At 34.3% G+C, this 16,699-nt stretch carries 13 protein-coding genes; 8 read left to right on the top strand and 5 right to left on the bottom strand.

Features of this window, described 5'->3' with window-relative positions; genetic code table 11:
* Positions 1 to 200 precede the first annotated feature (200 nt).
* The 4 genes from C1Y58_RS08220 (at position 201) to C1Y58_RS08205 (ending at position 4,633) form a co-directional block, all read left to right on the top strand.
* A complete protein-coding gene (locus C1Y58_RS08220; protein ID WP_105615531.1) occupies positions 201 to 1,853 on the top strand; it encodes a VanW family protein in 1,653 nt (550 codons plus the stop codon).
* 31 nt (positions 1,854 to 1,884) lie between these two features.
* Positions 1,885 to 2,862, top strand: a complete 978-nt coding sequence (locus C1Y58_RS08215) for an AIR synthase family protein (RefSeq protein ID WP_105615530.1) — start codon at positions 1,885 to 1,887, stop codon at positions 2,860 to 2,862.
* Between the two features lie 125 nt (positions 2,863 to 2,987).
* On the top strand, positions 2,988 to 3,470 hold the full coding sequence (locus tag C1Y58_RS08210) for an Lrp/AsnC family transcriptional regulator (protein ID WP_105615529.1): 483 nt from the start codon (positions 2,988 to 2,990) through the stop codon (positions 3,468 to 3,470).
* Positions 3,467 to 4,633, top strand: coding sequence for a pyridoxal phosphate-dependent aminotransferase (locus C1Y58_RS08205; RefSeq protein WP_105615528.1), 1,167 nt, complete (start codon positions 3,467 to 3,469; stop codon positions 4,631 to 4,633). Before C1Y58_RS08210 ends, C1Y58_RS08205 begins: the two co-directional genes overlap by 4 nt.
* A 40-nt stretch (positions 4,634 to 4,673) precedes the next feature.
* Here the strand turns inward: C1Y58_RS08205 and C1Y58_RS08200 are convergent, their stop codons facing one another.
* The 3 genes from C1Y58_RS08200 to C1Y58_RS08190 all read right to left on the bottom strand — a co-directional run bounded on the left by C1Y58_RS08200 (position 4,674) and on the right by C1Y58_RS08190 (position 9,446).
* Positions 4,674 to 5,099 carry a transcriptional regulator PerR gene (locus C1Y58_RS08200; RefSeq protein ID WP_105615527.1) on the bottom strand — a complete coding sequence of 142 codons (426 nt, stop codon included), beginning with the start codon at positions 5,097 to 5,099 and terminating at the stop codon, positions 4,674 to 4,676.
* 172 nt (positions 5,100 to 5,271) lie between these two features.
* Positions 5,272 to 7,455 carry a DNA topoisomerase (ATP-hydrolyzing) subunit A gene (locus C1Y58_RS08195; protein ID WP_330404405.1) on the bottom strand — a complete coding sequence of 728 codons (2,184 nt, stop codon included), beginning with the start codon at positions 7,453 to 7,455 and terminating at the stop codon, positions 5,272 to 5,274.
* Positions 7,456 to 7,466: 11 nt separating this feature from the next.
* Positions 7,467 to 9,446 carry a DNA gyrase/topoisomerase IV subunit B gene (locus C1Y58_RS08190; protein WP_105615526.1) on the bottom strand — a complete coding sequence of 660 codons (1,980 nt, stop codon included), beginning with the start codon at positions 9,444 to 9,446 and terminating at the stop codon, positions 7,467 to 7,469.
* A gap of 234 nt (positions 9,447 to 9,680) precedes the next feature.
* On the opposite strand from C1Y58_RS08190, the gene trmL reads away from it, so the two are divergent.
* Positions 9,681 to 10,178, top strand: coding sequence for a tRNA (uridine(34)/cytosine(34)/5-carboxymethylaminomethyluridine(34)-2'-O)-methyltransferase TrmL (gene trmL / locus C1Y58_RS08185; protein ID WP_105615525.1), 498 nt, complete (start codon positions 9,681 to 9,683; stop codon positions 10,176 to 10,178).
* Between the two features lie 27 nt (positions 10,179 to 10,205).
* Here trmL and C1Y58_RS08180 read toward each other — a convergent pair whose 3' ends face one another.
* Positions 10,206 to 10,601, bottom strand: coding sequence for a bactofilin family protein (locus C1Y58_RS08180; protein WP_105615524.1), 396 nt, complete (start codon positions 10,599 to 10,601; stop codon positions 10,206 to 10,208).
* A gap of 53 nt (positions 10,602 to 10,654) precedes the next feature.
* Positions 10,655 to 11,695 carry a M23 family metallopeptidase gene (locus tag C1Y58_RS08175; RefSeq protein ID WP_157950017.1) on the bottom strand — a complete coding sequence of 347 codons (1,041 nt, stop codon included), beginning with the start codon at positions 11,693 to 11,695 and terminating at the stop codon, positions 10,655 to 10,657.
* 353 nt (positions 11,696 to 12,048) lie between these two features.
* On the opposite strand from C1Y58_RS08175, the gene C1Y58_RS08170 reads away from it, so the two are divergent.
* The 3 genes from C1Y58_RS08170 (at position 12,049) to C1Y58_RS08160 (ending at position 16,629) form a co-directional block, all read left to right on the top strand.
* A complete protein-coding gene (locus C1Y58_RS08170) occupies positions 12,049 to 14,427 on the top strand; it encodes an endonuclease MutS2 (RefSeq protein ID WP_105615522.1) in 2,379 nt (792 codons plus the stop codon).
* A gap of 91 nt (positions 14,428 to 14,518) precedes the next feature.
* The gene (locus C1Y58_RS08165) at positions 14,519 to 15,202 is read left to right on the top strand and encodes a response regulator transcription factor (RefSeq protein ID WP_105615521.1); all 684 of its coding nucleotides are present in this window, start codon (positions 14,519 to 14,521) and stop codon (positions 15,200 to 15,202) included.
* Positions 15,202 to 16,629 carry a sensor histidine kinase gene (locus C1Y58_RS08160; RefSeq protein WP_105615520.1) on the top strand — a complete coding sequence of 476 codons (1,428 nt, stop codon included), beginning with the start codon at positions 15,202 to 15,204 and terminating at the stop codon, positions 16,627 to 16,629. Before C1Y58_RS08165 ends, C1Y58_RS08160 begins: the two co-directional genes overlap by 1 nt.
* Positions 16,630 to 16,699 lie beyond the last annotated feature (70 nt).

Below are 16,699 nucleotides of genomic sequence, written 5' to 3'. Positions count from 1 at the left end.
AGAATAGTAAGCATAAATGGAGGCATATGATATTTAATTTTATCATATGCCTCTTAATATTTTTCTGACATATTCAGTTTTCTCTTGAGCATTTCAAATATTATGAATAAATAATAAAGACAAGCATAAAAATAGAATGAAAAAGAAAAAACTGGTAAATAATAAATCTATGTTTACGAAAGAGTGGGAGGGTCCATGAAATGCAATCAAAAAAGAGAAAAAAGGTGTTAATATTCTGTATGATCTTTGTCATAGTCATAGCAGGCATTGGTGGTGTAGGCTACGGCGTGTATAATTACTATGAAGAAATGAAAGAGGTTGTGTATAGAGATATTATTTATCAAGGCATAACAATCCATAATATCGAAGTAGGTAATATGTCCAAAAGTGAAGCCCTACATGTACTGCAAGACTACATAACTGAGGACAACCTACAGAAGGAATTAATCTTATATTATGAAGACCAAAACTGGATCCTAACCTATGAAGATTGGGGATTTGAGACAAACATAGAGCAATTAGTTGATAAAGCCTATGAGGTGGGAAAAGAGGGAAGCCTAAGGGAAAGATATGAGATGATCACAAATCTTGAGACTGAGAAAATGACTTATGACTTAAAATATGAATACGATGAAGCCATTATTGAAGAAGTTTTGATCAGTATCAATGAAAGCTTTAATAAAGAAATGAAAGATGCTATAATTAGTAAAGAAGATGGAGGATTTAGTATTACTCCAGAAGTAATTAGTTATGACTTAGACATTGAGGAAAGTTATAATCGTATAAAAGAGAAACTGGATTTACGTGAAGAAGGAAGAGTAGAGCTTGTTGTAAATGAATTTATGCCAACTATGACAACAGAATATTTAAGCCATGTTGAAAGCGTACTTGGAAGTTTTTATACTACTTTTAGTGATAGCAATCCCAATCGTAATAAAAATTTAGAAGTTGCAGCAAATAAAATGAACGGCACCTTATTATTACCAGGTGAAGTCTTTTCTTTGATGGAAGCTATTGGACCAGTAGACTCAGAAAATGGTTATTATAGTGCTCCAGTCATTTTTAATGGAAAGCTTATTCCAGGAGTTGGAGGAGGCGTTTGCCAAGTTGCCACTACTCTTTATAATGCTGTTTTAAACGCTGAGTTGGAAATTGTAGAGCGACGTAATCATTCAATGCCAGTTGGCTATGTTCCATTAGGACAGGATGCAACTGTTTCAGGTAATGTAGTGGATTTTAAGTTTAAGAACAATACGGATTATCCTCTTTACATCGAAAGCTATCTTAAAGATAATAAATTATATGCTTTAGTTTTTGGCTACGAGGCTCGAGAAAGAGAGCGAAGCGTTAAATATGTACCTGTTGTCATTGAAACGATTGCACCACCACCTGAAAAAATAGTCTATGATGAAACCTTATCTGAGGGAGAAGAAGTTATTACTTTAAACCCCAAAAATGGTTATCGTGTAAAGCTTTATAAAGAAATATATGAAAACGATGTATTAATAGAAACAGCTTTTGTAGACTACAGTTATTATTACCCTCGAGCAGGGGAGAAGAAGCTTCCACCTGAAAAGGAAGAAGAAATTACTGAGTCTCTACCAGAGGAAGTTGCAGCAGCAGATGTGGACGATGAAACTGATATGGTACCAACTGAAGAAGTAGTACCAGAAGGTGATACAGTGGTGGATGGAGAAACGGTTAATCTAGAAGCTGAATCTGAGGAGGCTGCAGAACCAATTGCAGATGATGCCAGTGAAGAAATAATTGAAGAAAATATTGACGAAGAAAACGAAAAAGAACAACAAAATATAGATGAAGAAGAAGCTAATGCAGAAGAGGAAACAAATTAATAGATGCTAAACTAAAGATGGAGAGAAAGAAATGAAGATAGGAAAAGTACCGCATGAACTATTAGAGAAAACGATTATTGGTGGGATTCAAGGGGAGAGACCTGAGGTTTTAGTCAGACCTAGAATTGGTGAAGACTGTTCTGTCCTGGAAATTGACAATGATGAACTTTTGGTCTTATCAACGGATCCTATTACAGGAGCTACAGAAAATATTGGGCAACTAGCCGTATACATCAATGCTAATGATATAGCATCAAGTGGTGGTGAACCAATTGGATTAATGGTAACCTTATTACTACCTCCAGAAACTACGGAAAGTCAAATTCAGCAAGTTATGAAAGAGTTAAATGAGCATTGTAGAGCTAATAACATGGATATCATTGGGGGACATACAGAAATAACAGATGCTGTTGTTAAGCCTGTTATATCCGTAACGGCCGTTGGTAAAGTAAAAAAAGATCACATGGTAGCATCCAGTACAGCAAAGGTCAATGATGATGTGATCATGACTAAATGGGCTGCGTTAGAAGGAACAGCCATAATTGCTAATGATCATGAAGAGGATTTAACGGATATTGATACTGAACTGATCAAGGAAGCCAAGGGTTATATGGACTATTTGTCAGTGATTCAAGAAGGAAAGATTGCATCTACATACGGTGTTCACGCCATGCATGATGTGACTGAAGGTGGTATACTAGGAGCAGCATGGGAACTAGCAGCTTGTTCAAATGTTGGGATCGAAATAGATGTAAAAAAGATTCCAATTAAACAACCAACTATTGAGATCTGCAAATACTTCAAAATCGACCCTTATCGCTTAATATCTAGTGGATGTATGATCATAGCTGCACCAAAGGGTGAAGGATTGATTAAGCAACTAAGAAGCCAAGGCGTTGAAGCTAGTATTATTGGTAAAATAACGGGTAAACAAGAGAAATGGATTATAGATGGTGAGAAAAAATATCCTTTAGAAGAACCGGAAGTAGATGAGTTATATCGTGTTTAACCCAAATGAGTTTATGGTAGCGTTGAAGATGGTAAAGTTACCGTCTTTATTTTTTTATCTTTACTTTAACTCTTTAATAAGGTAAAATAGAAACAATATTTTTAGCTAGTAAGGGAGGAATGACAATGAGGCAAAAAATTCTAGAGCTCCTAGAGCAAAATTCAAAAATAACAGTTGATGATATAGCGATTATGCTTGAATGTCCTAGAGATGAGATTCAAAAAGAAATTAAAGAAATGGAAAAGGAAAAAATAATCTGTGGCTACCATACATTGATTAATTGGGACAAGACTGATAAAGAAGTTGTAACAGCATTGATTGAAGTACGTGTAACACCTCAACGTGGACAGGGGTTTGATAAAATAGCAGAACGTATCTACCGTTTCAGAGAGGTTAAAGCAGTTTATCTTATGTCTGGTGGATTTGATCTAACGGTAATTATCGAGGGTAAAACCATGAAAGAGGTAGCTTTATTTGTAGCTGAAAAACTTTCAACCCTAGACTCTGTCATAAGTACTGGTACCCATTTTGTACTTAAGAAATATAAGGATTATGGAATGATCTTAGAAGAGGATAAAAAAGATGAAAGGATGGTTGTATCGCCATGATGAATTTAGTTAATGACACTGTAAAAGCAATACCACCATCAGGGATTCGTAAGTTTTTTGATATTGCAGCAGAAATGGAAAATATTATATCATTAGGTGTAGGCGAGCCTGATTTTGATACACCTTGGCATATTAGAGAAGAAGGCATTTACTCATTAGAGAAGGGAAAGACCTTTTATACTTCTAATGCTGGTATGCTGGAATTAAGAGAAGAGATTTGTAAATACCTGAATAGAAAATTTGATCTTTCCTATGAGGTGAATGAGGTACTAGTTACTGTAGGTGGTAGTGAAGGTATAGATTTAACCTTACGAGCAATGATAGAACCAGGAGATGAAGTACTTATTCCAGAACCTTGCTTCGTATCTTATAAACCTTGCACCATTCTTGCAGGTGCTAAACCAATAACGATTCCTCTTAAAGAAGAGAATGAATTCAAATTGACAGCTGAAGAAATTGAGGCTTATGTAACGGATAAGACCAAAATTATCTTTCTCCCCTTTCCAAATAACCCAACGGGAGCGACAATGACCAAAGAAGAGTTAGAAAAGATTGCTGAGGTTATCATTAAACATGATTTATTCGTTATATCTGATGAGATCTATGCAGAATTGACCTATGAAAAGAAGCACTGTTCGATAGCATCTTTACCGGGAATGAAGGAAAGAACCCTTATTATCAATGGCTTTTCGAAAGCTTATTCCATGACAGGATGGCGTATGGGATTTGCAGTAGGCCCTGAAGAATTGATAGGAGCCATGACAAAAATTCACCAATATGCTATTATGTGTACACCTACAACCAGTCAATATGCAGCCATTGAAGCTTTACGCAATGGTGATGTTGACGTTGAAGAGATGAAAAAAGCCTATAACGGAAGACGAAGAGTAGTGGTGAATGGTTTTAGGGAAATGGGACTTTCTTGCTTTGAGCCCTTGGGTGCATTTTATGTTTTCCCATCTATTCAAGAGTTAAATATGACTTCAGAAGAGTTTTGTACCAAGTTGCTCTATGATCAAGGGGTAGCTGTGGTGCCTGGAACGGCTTTTGGAGACTGTGGAGAAGGCTTTATAAGGGTTTCTTACGCATACTCCATAGAACAGTTAAAAATAGCTTTAGAACGAATAACAGTATTTGTTAAGAAGATAAAAGAAGAGAAATAGAGGGATGCTTAAGCATCCCTCTATTTCTCTTCTTTAAACGCTACTCTTCTTTCATACTCTCTTTACATTCAGGGCAAGTACCATACAAATAGACCTTTTCACTAATAAGATCAAAATCTGTATTAGATGCAACTTTTGAACGTAAATCGTTTAAAATATCAGATTCTAGATCAAAGACTCTGTTACATTCTAAACAGATAACGTGAGGGTGTGAACTTACATTTGCATCGTATCGAAAAGAATCCTCACCGACATTAAGCTGTTGGATGAGTCCAGCTTTTTGAAGTGCATCCAATGTCTTATAAACTGTTGCTAAACTCATTGTTGGATGAGTTTCTTGTAACGACTTATAAATGGTTTCAGCACTTGGGTGAGAAGTTGTATTGTATAGCATGTTAAAAATAGCTAATCGTTGTGGTGTAACTTTAAGTTTCTTAGCCTTTAACAATTCAGCTAACTTTTGCATGTATCCCACCTTCTTTCTATTCATTATTCAATAATGATTATAAACTACTAATTATTATTATACAATATTAATGATGAAGTGTCAAACTGTTATCGATGCTTATTATTTCTCAGATTGACCAATTTCATCCACAACAAACCTCAGGAATTCTAAAACCTGAGGTTTCTATAATTTAAGAGTCTACTAAATTAATTTGCTTACTAGGGCTCATATCATATTCTTTACCTGACTTAGGTATAGCATCTACAGTGTATTCATCCATATCATGAATAGTCAATGTATCAGCGGGTACAAAGTGTGACATTGAAGAATTTTTCTTCATTCGAATAACTTGTACCCCTCTTGTATTTCTTGTACTTTTTTCAGTAATTAATGAACTATCTAATACAGATAAACGATATTCATTTGGTGAAGCATAACGAATAGCTGCAAATGGGATATCTTCAGTTATAAAGTGAATGCTAATAACCTTTGAGTAATCTGAATAGGCATTCAATAATTTCTTTCGATTAGTTTTTGTCTGATAAGCATTCAAAGGCACTTTAGCCACCTTACCGTTTTCAAATGCAAAGATCATATAGCCGTGATAATCTCTTGTATTATGAACAAATAAAATCTTTTCATCATCTGGAAGCTCAAGTAAGTTGGGCAGATAATGTCCTAATTGAGAGACTTTATGATCTGAAATCTCGTGACTCTTCATCTTATACACACTACACTTATCAGAGAAGAAGAGTACTTCATCTAGATTATTTCCATCCAGTTCTTGACGTAGCTCATCATCATCTTTTAATTTATGATCACCACTAGATCTAAGAGAAACTAAAGATACTTTTTTGAAATAATTGTGATCTGTGAAAAAGTACTTTAAGTTATAGTCCTCGATATGATCTTCGTGTTGATGAAGTACAGCTGCCTCTAAATCCATTATTTCGGTCACACGATCTTTACCGAATTTTTTGGAGACTTCTTTTAGTTGCCTTTTAATGATTGTTTTAATTCTTCTTTCGCTGTTAAGAGTTTGGTTAAGCTTATCAAGTTCTTTTTCTAATTCGCCAACTTCTGAAATACGATTTAAAATGTACTCTTTATTGATGTTACGCAATTTGATATCAGCCACATAATTGGCTTGAGTCTCATCGATAGAGAAAGCTTCCATTAAGTTAGGGACAACTAATCTATTTTCCTTCGTTTCTCTAATGATTTTAATGGTAGCATCCAAATCTAAGAGTACTTTTTGTAAACCGTATAATAAGTGAAGGTTCTTTTGAAGATTACTAATATCATAAGTAAGTTGCCTTTTAATACAGATAATTCTATATGCAGTCCACTCATGTAAAATTTCTTTGATACCCATTAACCTAGGACGACCATTAACAAGGATATTGAAGTTACATGAAAAACTATCTTCTAGAGTGGTATAACGGAATAACTTGGCCATTAATTTATCTGGGTCAACACCTCTTTTTAAATCTAAAGTGACCTTTAAACCACCAAGATCTGTCTCATCACGAACATCTGAGATCTCTTTCAATTTATTATTTTTGGCCATATCAGCTATCTTCTCTATGATCTGTTCAACAGTAGTTGTATATGGAATTTCTTTTATTTCAATGCAATTATCTTTTTTAGCATATTCATATTTTGCTCTTAGTTTAAATGAGCCTAGTCCAGTTTCATAGATTTTCTTTATCTGATCTTTAGAGTATAGCAGATAGCAACCAGTTGAGAAGTCAGGTGCTAGTAGTGTTTCTGTTAAATCGATAGATCTATCATCTAAAAAGTTGATGGTCGTTTCGCAAAGCTCTTTTAAATTAAAAGAACAAATATTAGAAGCCATACCAACAGCTACACCTTTATTCGGATTTGCTAAAATATTAGGGAAGGTGGTAGGGAGTAAAGTAGGTTCTAATAGTGTGGCATCGTAGTTATCTACAAAATCCACTGTGTCCTTATCGATATCTTTAAAGACTTCATGACAGATGTTATCTAATTTTACCTCTGTATATCTGGATGCAGCAAACTTCATATCTCTTGAAGTTGATTTACCAAAGTTACCTTTAGAATCAACATAGGGAAGTAATAGAGCATCATAGCCAGTGGTTAAACGTACCATGGTGGCATAGATAGCTTGATCACCATGAGGATTTAACTTCATCGTTTGTCCAACGACGTTGGCAGATTTGGTCTTATTTCCAGTTAAGAGTTTCATTTTATACATGGTGTAGAGTAATTTTCTCTGAGAAGGTTTAAATCCATCGATTTCTGGGATAGCCCTTGATACAATGACACTCATAGCATAGGGCATATAGTTTTTTTCCAGAGTTTCTGTGATTTTTTGTTTCGTATTATTCAATGTATATCCCCCTAGCTTAAATCTAATAATTCTAAGTACTCGTCACTATTGTCAGTAATAAAGCTTTTTCTACCTGCTAAATCATCACCTAAAAGGATCTCGAACATTTCCTTTGTGCGTTCCATATCTTCAGGAACGATTTCTACCAATTTTCTCGACTCTGGACACATGGTTGTTGTCCACATCATTTCGGGATCATTTTCACCTAGTCCCTTGGAGCGTTGAAGGTTATACTTACCACTTAACTTACTGACGATTGCATTCTTTTCCATTTCTGAATAAGCAAAATAAGTCTTTTTCTTTGTATTGATTTCATAGAGTGGTGATTCTGCTATATATACTTTACCCTCTTGAATTAAAGTGGGTACTAATCGATACAACATGGTTAAAATAAGGGTTCTGATCTGGAAACCATCTACATCAGCGTCGGTACAAATAATAATCTTGTTCCAAGGTAAATTATCCATATTGAAATTAGCTAGATCTTTATTGTGTTTAGTGTTGATCTCAACACCTGCGCCTATTACCTTTAAGAGATCGATGATAATATCACTTTTAAAGATTTTATCATAATCAGCTTTTAAACAATTAAGGATTTTACCTCTAAGGGGCATCAAAGCCTGAAAACTTGCATCCCTTGCTAACTTACATGCGCCAAGGGCAGAATCACCCTCTAGGATGTAGAGTTCTCTTTTTTCACTATCTTTACTACGACAGTCAACAAACTTTTTGACACGATTATTGAGGTCGATTTTACCACCTAAAGTTTTCTTAAGATTTAATCGTGTTTTTTCAGCTTTTTCCCGACTACGTTTATTAACGAGAATCTGATTAACAATTTTCTCAGCATCTAATCGATTTTCAATGAAATAAATTTCCAACTGTCTTTTTATGAAGTCTGTCATAAACTCTTGAATAAATTTATTAGTAATAGCTTTTTTGGTTTGATTCTCATAGGCAGTTATGGTTGAAAAAGAGTTTGTTACAAGAATCAATGAATCCTGAATATCAACAAAGGAAATTTTCTTCTCATTTTTATTATAGAGATTCAATTTCTTGATGAATTTGTCCATTTCATAAATAAAAGCATTTTTTACGGCTTTATCAGGTGAGCCACCATGCTCTAAATAGGATGAATTGTGATAGTATTCCAAGAGATTATTTTCATTATTAAAAGCAAAGGATAATTGAACTTTTACTTTGTATTCAGGTTTATCTTCACGATCTTTTCCACGGCCAGAATCTTCATAATAGATAGCTTCGCTTAAACCTCTACCATCGTTAATTTCTTCAACATAATCTATGATACCGTGTTCATATAGAAACTCAAATTTTTCACCAGATTCCTCATCTTTTAAAATGAATTTCAAACCTGCATTTACAATAGCTTGCTTCTTTAATACGTTTTGAAAATAAGCTAGAGGTATATTGATATCAGTAAAAACATCTAGATCCGGTTTCCATTTTTGAATAGTACCCGAACTTCGATAGTTTTTCTTTTCCTTCCGAAGACCTTCATCCGCAACAATACCTTTTTTAAAACTAATTTGATATTCATAACCATCTGTATAAACAGTTACATCCATATATTCTGAAGCATATTGAGTAGCGCACGCACCTAAACCATTTAAACCAAGAGAGTACTCATAGTTTTCTCCTTCATTGGTATTGTATTTTCCCCCTGCGTATAGCTCACAATAGACTAATTCCCAGTTGTAACGTTGTTCTTTTGTATTATAATCCAGAGGAATACCTCGGCCTCTATCTTTAACAGTAATGGATTGATCCTTATGTCGTATAACTTCAATGACATTTCCATATCCCTCTCTAGCCTCATCTATTGAGTTGGAAAGAATCTCAAAAAATGAATGTTGACAACCTTCTAAGCCATCTGAACCAAAAATAACAGAAGGTCTTTTTCTAACCCGGTCTGCTCCCTTCAAAGATGAAATAGAATCATTGCCATAGCTGTTTGCTTTATCGTTTACCAATTTGTCACCTCTTTATCTTATATGTATTGAACTTAACATTAAACGTAACTAGTTCTTTCCGGTCTTATGTTAATCTGTTTTGGTCACTTTTATTCGAAAACTTTCTCTATAGATTCTATCATAACATGCAAAAATTGCAAATGCAAACATATGTTTGGTACGTTAGTGAGGATATTGCTTATTAGAATGGAGTATGCTAAAATCATAGGTGAAAACTAGGATAAAGGTGATTGAATGAGTTTAAAAATAGTATTATTGGAACCAGAAATACCTCAAAATACAGGTAATATAGCTAGAACTTGTGTCTGCACTGGAGCAGAATTACATCTAATAAAACCTTTAGGTTTCTCTGTTGATGAAAAACAAGTTAAACGTGCTGGTCTTGATTATTGGGACAAGCTAAAATTATTTGTCCATGAAAGTTATGATGATTTTAAAGCAAAATATCCTGAAGCTAAGATTTTTATGGCAACAACAAAAGCACGTCATACTTATGCAGATGTAGCTTATGATGAAAACAGCTTTATCATGTTTGGTAAAGAAAGTGCTGGTATTCCTGAAGAAATCCTTGTGGAGAATGAAGAAACTTGCATACGAATACCAATGAGTTATGAAATGCGCTCATTGAACCTTTCAAACGCAGTGGCTGTTATACTTTACGAAGCACTACGTCAACAAAACTTCAGTGACCTCCAAGAAGAGGGCCAATTACACAATTATAAATGGGAATAATGAACCAAAAAAATAAGCCTTTTAGGCTTATTTTTTTGATTCATTTGTTTCAGGTTTTTTGGAACCAGACTTTGGTGGGTTACCAACCATTTTACAATGACCTTCGAATGTAGCCCCCTCATCAACAATAAAACTTCCACATCGAATGTCACCTACAACAGTACTTGTATTTGCTAAATGTGTTTCATTTGCACTTACCAAATTACCTTCAACGTTTCCACCCACTAATATATTATTAGCTTCAATGTTACCTTTAACTTGACCAGTTTCACCAACACAAAGGCTACCTTGGCATATAACATCACCTATATATGTACCATCAATACGAATAGTTTCAGTCGATTTTAAAGTACCACCTTCGATGGTTACATCTTGTGCGATAAAAGTATTTATCTTTTCATAGTTTGCTTTTTTCTTCTTCATAGGTATTGAACCTCCTTATCTTCCTACACGTCATAAATGTATAATGAATTTACTTAGTCAATAAAATCCAATGGATTCTTTGCAACACCATCAACCTTAATCTCGTAATGAATATGAGGACCAGTACTATAACCAGTGCTACCGATTTTTGCGATGACATCACCTCTACTAACATCATCACCAGCTTCAACACATAATTGAGAGTTATGAGCGTATTTTGTGCGTATGCCATAACCATGATTAATTACTATGTAGTACCCATAGGAGGGACTGTAGCCAGCATCAATAACGGTTCCACTGCCCGTTGCATAGACATCGGCACCATAACTATTACGCATATCAATGCCTTCATGATATTCTGAACCCCATCCGCTTGGACTAGAGCGCCATCCGAAATAAGAAGTAATTGTTCCATTTGTAGGATAGATCGAAGGATAGGCATCCCAATAAGGAATGAGAACATCTGCTTCTTGTTCCATCATTTCAAGGTCATTAAGTTCTACATTTATGTTGGTCTTAGTTTGTTCCAATTCATTATATAACATATTAGCTTGAAATTCAAAGCTATCTGAAAATAAAGCTGTAGTACGCAATTGTCTAGGAGATTCGTCTGAAATGTCTAAAGAATATAGTTCTTCTTCTAATTGCACGTCATTAAAACTAGAAGGTTTTGTCTCTGTGGTCTTATCAGTATGTTCCAATTTTTCTTCCAATTTGGTCTTCTCTTCTTGTAAAGTATTAAGGTCAGATTTAACGTCAGCAGACTGATCTTGTAATTGTTTTAAAGTTACAAATTGACTCTTAGTGGTGCCTTCTAAATTCTCAATGGATTTGTCACGTTGATCAATTTCACTATTTAAACCATCAATAACTTCAGATGAAATAGCGTTTTCTTGTTCAAGAGTTTTCACATATTGGCTATGTTGGTATGAGAGCATTGAAAAATATGTAATAAGACATAAAAGAATTAATAAAATAGGATATTTAGACCATTTGGGAATGCGAATAGATACTGGATTTTTACTGGATCTTGACATTAAAATCAGTGTGGTATATCGATCAACTTTACGATTATGTTTACGTAATCTGCTCATTTTAATCCCCCACATTTTTATTGGAAAGACAATAGGATACCGTCTTTCCAACATTAAAATAAACATTTAGTCATCTTATGTACTTTTGTTTTCTTATCTTTTGTTGTATTTATTATAACATAATCATTATAGAAATGTAACAGAATTATTACAAAAATAACGTTTTTGTGAAAAATTCATACTAAAATTAACCAAGAATTGTGATGAATCTATAATAAGATAAGGAAGGTAGAATGATTTATATTAAATTAGATATTGATTTATAGTCTGGAAATACTATAATAGTAAATAGCAAGTATTATTATTTAGAGGAATTAGGATTTAGTTAGAGATAAGATTGTGAGGTAATTATTGTGCAAAAAAAAGTGTTACAAAAGCTTGAATACGATAAGATGATTAGTCAATTAGTTAATAAGGCCGTTTCAAAGATGGCAAAAGATCGTTGTGAAGCTTTAGAACCTTCAACTGATATAAATGAAATAAAGATCTGGCAACGTGAGACTGCACAGTCAGTTAGTATGTTATTGAAAAGAGGTTCTATACCATTAGGTGGAATAAAAGACATTCGTAGTTCTTTAGAACGCATACGATTAGGGGCTAGTTTGTCAGCTATTGAGCTTCTTTATGTAGCAGAGGTTTTAAGAGTATGTAAGAAGGTTAAGAACTATTCGCGAGATGAAAGAGATCAGAGCCAGTTTGATATTCTGGATAATTTATTCTTTCAAATTAGTCCATTGACACCAGTATATACTGAAATTAGTCGTTGTATCATTTCAGAAGAAGAAATTGATGATAACGCATCTGCAACTTTAAAGAAAATTAGAAGAGAGATCAACCTATCTCACGATAGAATAAAGCAGCAATTGAATAAGATCATTCAATCAAATTCATATAGAAATATGTTACAAGATGCGGTTGTTACAATGAGAGGCGATCGTTATTGTGTTCCTGTTAAACAAGAATATAGAAGTCAATTCAAGGGTATGATCCATGATCAATCATCATCAGGTAATACATTATTCATTGAACCGATGGCAGTTGTTCAACTCAATAATCAACTAAGAGAGCTTTACATTCAAGAAAAAGAAGAGATAGAAAGAATTCTTGAAGAGTTAACCTTATTAGTACATGAAAACTATGAGGATATTAAGACTAATCTTCAGGTTTTAACAGAACTAGACTTTATTTTCGCTAAGGGCCAATTAGCTTTAGGAATGAACGCAACAGAACCGATCTTTAATGATCGTGGCTTTGTCCATATTAAGAAAGGTCGTCACCCACTATTAGACTCTAAGACAGTGGTTCCAATTGAAGTCTATTTAGGCAAAGAATTTACTACGTTGATGATTACAGGACCCAATACGGGTGGTAAGACCGTTACATTAAAGACTATAGGACTATTTACATTAATGGGGCAAGCAGGGTTACATATCCCAGCTTTGGACCAATCAGAGCTTGCTGTTTTCAAGAAAGTATTTGCAGATATAGGAGATGAGCAAAGTATTGAACAGTCTTTGAGTACATTCTCATCCCATATGGTCAATATCGTTGACATTTTAGCAAATGTTGATGAAGAATCATTAGTGCTTTTTGATGAATTAGGCGCAGGAACTGACCCAACAGAAGGTGCAGCATTAGCCATGGCTATTTTACAAAACTTGCACTGGAGAAGTATCCGAACAGTAGCTACTACCCACTATAGTGAATTAAAAGTCTATGCTTTATCTACCGATGGCGTTGAGAACGCATGTTGTGAATTCGATGTTAAAACGCTTCAACCAACTTATCGCTTATTAATTGGTATACCTGGTAAGAGTAATGCTTTTGCTATATCCAAAAGACTTGGATTGAAAGATGATATCATTAATTTAGCAAAAGAACAGCTTGAGCAAAACGATGTACGTTTTGAAGATTTAATAACTGATTTAGAAATTAGTAAAAAAACGGCTGAATACGAGAAAGATAGAGCTGTACGCTATCGAGAAGAAGCTGAAAGATTAAAAGAAAAAAGCGAAGAGCAGAAACAAAAAATCGCCGATCAAAAAGAAAAAATTCTTAGCCAAGCAAGAGAAGAAGCTAGAGATTTATTACAAGATGCCAAAACTGAGGCTGATGACATCTTAAAGCGACTTAATAAAGCCGCAAGAGAAAAAGGTAAGACCATTAACTTTAATGAACTTGAAGCTGATCGCGCACAATTAAGAGATGCTTTAGGGGATGTAGAAAAGAAAATGAATAAAAGCCTTTTCAAGAACAATAATAGAAAAGCACCTAAGAGTGTTAAAAAAGGTGATAAAGTGTTTGTTGATACTTTTAACCAAGAAGCTGTTGTTATATCAACGCCTGACTCAAAAGGTGATGTTACAGTTCAAGCCGGTATTATGAAGTTAAAGGTCAACATGAAGAATCTTAGAATAATGGAAGAGAAAGAGCAGCATCAAATAAGTAAACCAGTTAAAAAAGGTCGTACTCATGTAAGTAAGGCAAGAAATATTAAGACTGAATTGGATTTACGAGGTTGTACTGTGGAAGAAGCTCTTGGTGAAATTGATAAGTACATTGATGATGCTTATCTAGCCAACTTAGCCCAAGTAACGATTATACATGGTAAAGGTACTGGTGCCTTAAGAGCTGCCATTCACCAATATTTGAAAAGAAATGGTCATGTAAAAGCTTACCGTTTGGGTAAATATGGTGAAGGTGAATCAGGTGTGACAATAGTAGAATTATAATTCACATGAAGTAAGTAATGAGGAGTAATCCATGTAAAGTTAACCATAAGAAAATTAGCGTACGAAAGATAGAAATCGAGGAGGAGTGCTCATGACAACGGGTCAAAAGATTTTAGTTGTAGATGACGATAAAAACATTGCAGAACTAGTATCCTTATATTTAACTAAAGAAGGGTATGAGACAAAAAAGGTTTATACAGGTTCTGAGGCGGTTCAAGAATTTTCTAATTTTGCTCCACATCTAGTAGTCTTAGATTTGATGTTACCAGAAATGAATGGTTATGATGTTTGTAAAGAAATACGCAAAGTTAGTAATATACCTATAATCATGTTAACTGCTAAAGGAGAAACATTTGATAAGGTACTAGGTCTGGAACTTGGTGCAGATGATTATGTTGTTAAACCTTTTGACCCAAAAGAATTAGTAGCACGTGTTAAAGCTGTTCTGCGTAGAGTAGATAAGAAAGATGATTCCGATAAGAAAATTGTCATACCTAATCTGACGATTAGCTTATCAAACTATACTGTAGTTTATAGAGAAAAAAATGTGGAAATGCCACCAAAGGAATTAGAACTTCTATACTATCTAGCTTCCCATGCTAATCAAGTATTTACTAGAGAGCAGTTACTTAATCAAATCTGGGGTTATGAATACATTGGGGATACAAGAACGGTAGATGTTCATGTAAAGCGTATTCGAGAGAAATTCAACGAAGAAGACGAATGGGGTTTGAAAACAGTTTGGGGAGTAGGCTATAAATTTGAGGTGAAATAATGGGTAAATTTAAATCATTAAGGAAAAAACTATTATCCATCTATTTGGGGATCATAGTTGGAACCTTTCTAATTCTATCTGCCTTACTTCCGAGCATCATTAGAGGCTATTTTATAGAAAATCAAACAGACGTATTAATGCGAGAAGGACAGTCTATTGCAGAGTATTATAAAGCAACTAGATTTAATTTCCAATTTGAAGTTTTGGCTGGGTTAGTGAATAAAATGTTAGAGACAGAAATGTGGTTGGTTAACGTTGAAACCGGTCAGATTGTAACCAGTGATGGAGCTACTGGGGTTATGAAGTTAGATTCACCTTTAAGTAAAGAAGTATTAAAGGGGAATGTGGTTCAGACGACTGGTGACTTTCAAGGGTACTTTGATGTAGAAGTATTAACTGTAGGTATGCCATTGTATGGTGATGATGGACATATGGATTTGCTTCTGTTTCTTCATACTGAAATAGCTACCATCGAAAATACAGTTGATGATATGCAAACGATCATAACCTTTGTATTAGGGATATCACTGTTGGTAGCCTTTATACTTATATTCATCTTATCAAGGGATATCATTGGATCCATAAATCAGATGAATATAGCAGCTAAGAAAATGGCTGGTGGTAATTTTGCAGCTAAGGTGGAAATTCATACGGATGATGAAGTTGGACAATTAGCTGAAAGTTTTAATCACATGGGTGAAGAATTACGTAAACTCGAAGCGATGAGAAGAAGTTTTATAGCAAATATCTCTCATGATTTTAGATCGCCCTTAACATCCATTAAGGGATTCGTTTCAGCTATATTAGATGGTACGATACCTGAAGATATGCAGGACCATTATCTAAATGTTGTTTTGGATGAAACAGAGAGATTAGCAAAGATGACGAATGACATCTTACATCTTACCAAGATGGAGTCTAATCAAGTACAATTGGAGTATCGTGATTTTGATGTTCATGAAGTGATACGAAAGGTTCTCATAGGACTTGAACAACGCATTAATGAGAAAAATATTAAGATAGAACTGATATTTATTGATGAACGCCTAATGGTTCATGGTGATTTAGAACAGATTCAAAGGGCTGTTCATAATTTATTGGACAATGCTGTTAAATTCGTTGGCGAGAATGATCAAATCTTTATTGAATCATCTGTGATTAATAAGAAAGTTCATATTAGTATTATTGACACAGGTCCAGGTATCAATGAAGAATCCCTTAAGCACATTTTTGACCGCTTCCATAAAGGGGATTATTCAAGAGGTGTTCATAAATTGGGTACAGGCTTAGGGCTTGCCATTGTTAAAGAAATTATTAAGAAACATGGTGAGGAAATTACAGTATCTAGTAAAGAAGGAGAAGGGACAGCATTTACTTTTACACTAGCGTTAGCAAATAATTCAAAATTATTAACAAAGCGTTCATAATTTATTTAAAACCATTGGGTATAATGAAATTAAATAAGGAGCGTTAGTGACGCAATATACTAATAAGTGG

Origin of the sequence: Vallitalea okinawensis, from assembly GCF_002964605.1 — a bacterium.
Lineage (GTDB): Bacteria > Bacillota > Clostridia > Lachnospirales > PQDH01 > Vallitalea_A > Vallitalea_A okinawensis.
This window is presented reverse-complemented; position numbering and strand designations above follow the sequence as displayed.

What these genes read in the sequence shown, in the direction of transcription:
- C1Y58_RS08220 (WP_105615531.1), top strand. Translation starts at nt 201, where the DNA reads ATGCAATCAAAAAAGAGAAAAAAGGTGTTAATATTCTGTATGATCTTT.
- C1Y58_RS08215 (WP_105615530.1), top strand. Translation starts at nt 1,885, where the DNA reads ATGAAGATAGGAAAAGTACCGCATGAACTATTAGAGAAAACGATTATT.
- C1Y58_RS08210 (WP_105615529.1), top strand. Translation starts at nt 2,988, where the DNA reads ATGAGGCAAAAAATTCTAGAGCTCCTAGAGCAAAATTCAAAAATAACA.
- C1Y58_RS08205 (WP_105615528.1), top strand. Translation starts at nt 3,467, where the DNA reads ATGATGAATTTAGTTAATGACACTGTAAAAGCAATACCACCATCAGGG.
- C1Y58_RS08200 (WP_105615527.1), bottom strand. Translation starts at nt 5,099, where the DNA reads ATGCAAAAGTTAGCTGAATTGTTAAAGGCTAAGAAACTTAAAGTTACA.
- trmL (WP_105615525.1), top strand. Translation starts at nt 9,681, where the DNA reads ATGAGTTTAAAAATAGTATTATTGGAACCAGAAATACCTCAAAATACA.
- C1Y58_RS08180 (WP_105615524.1), bottom strand. Translation starts at nt 10,601, where the DNA reads ATGAAGAAGAAAAAAGCAAACTATGAAAAGATAAATACTTTTATCGCA.
- C1Y58_RS08175 (WP_157950017.1), bottom strand. Translation starts at nt 11,695, where the DNA reads ATGAGCAGATTACGTAAACATAATCGTAAAGTTGATCGATATACCACA.
- C1Y58_RS08165 (WP_105615521.1), top strand. Translation starts at nt 14,519, where the DNA reads ATGACAACGGGTCAAAAGATTTTAGTTGTAGATGACGATAAAAACATT.
- C1Y58_RS08160 (WP_105615520.1), top strand. Translation starts at nt 15,202, where the DNA reads ATGGGTAAATTTAAATCATTAAGGAAAAAACTATTATCCATCTATTTG.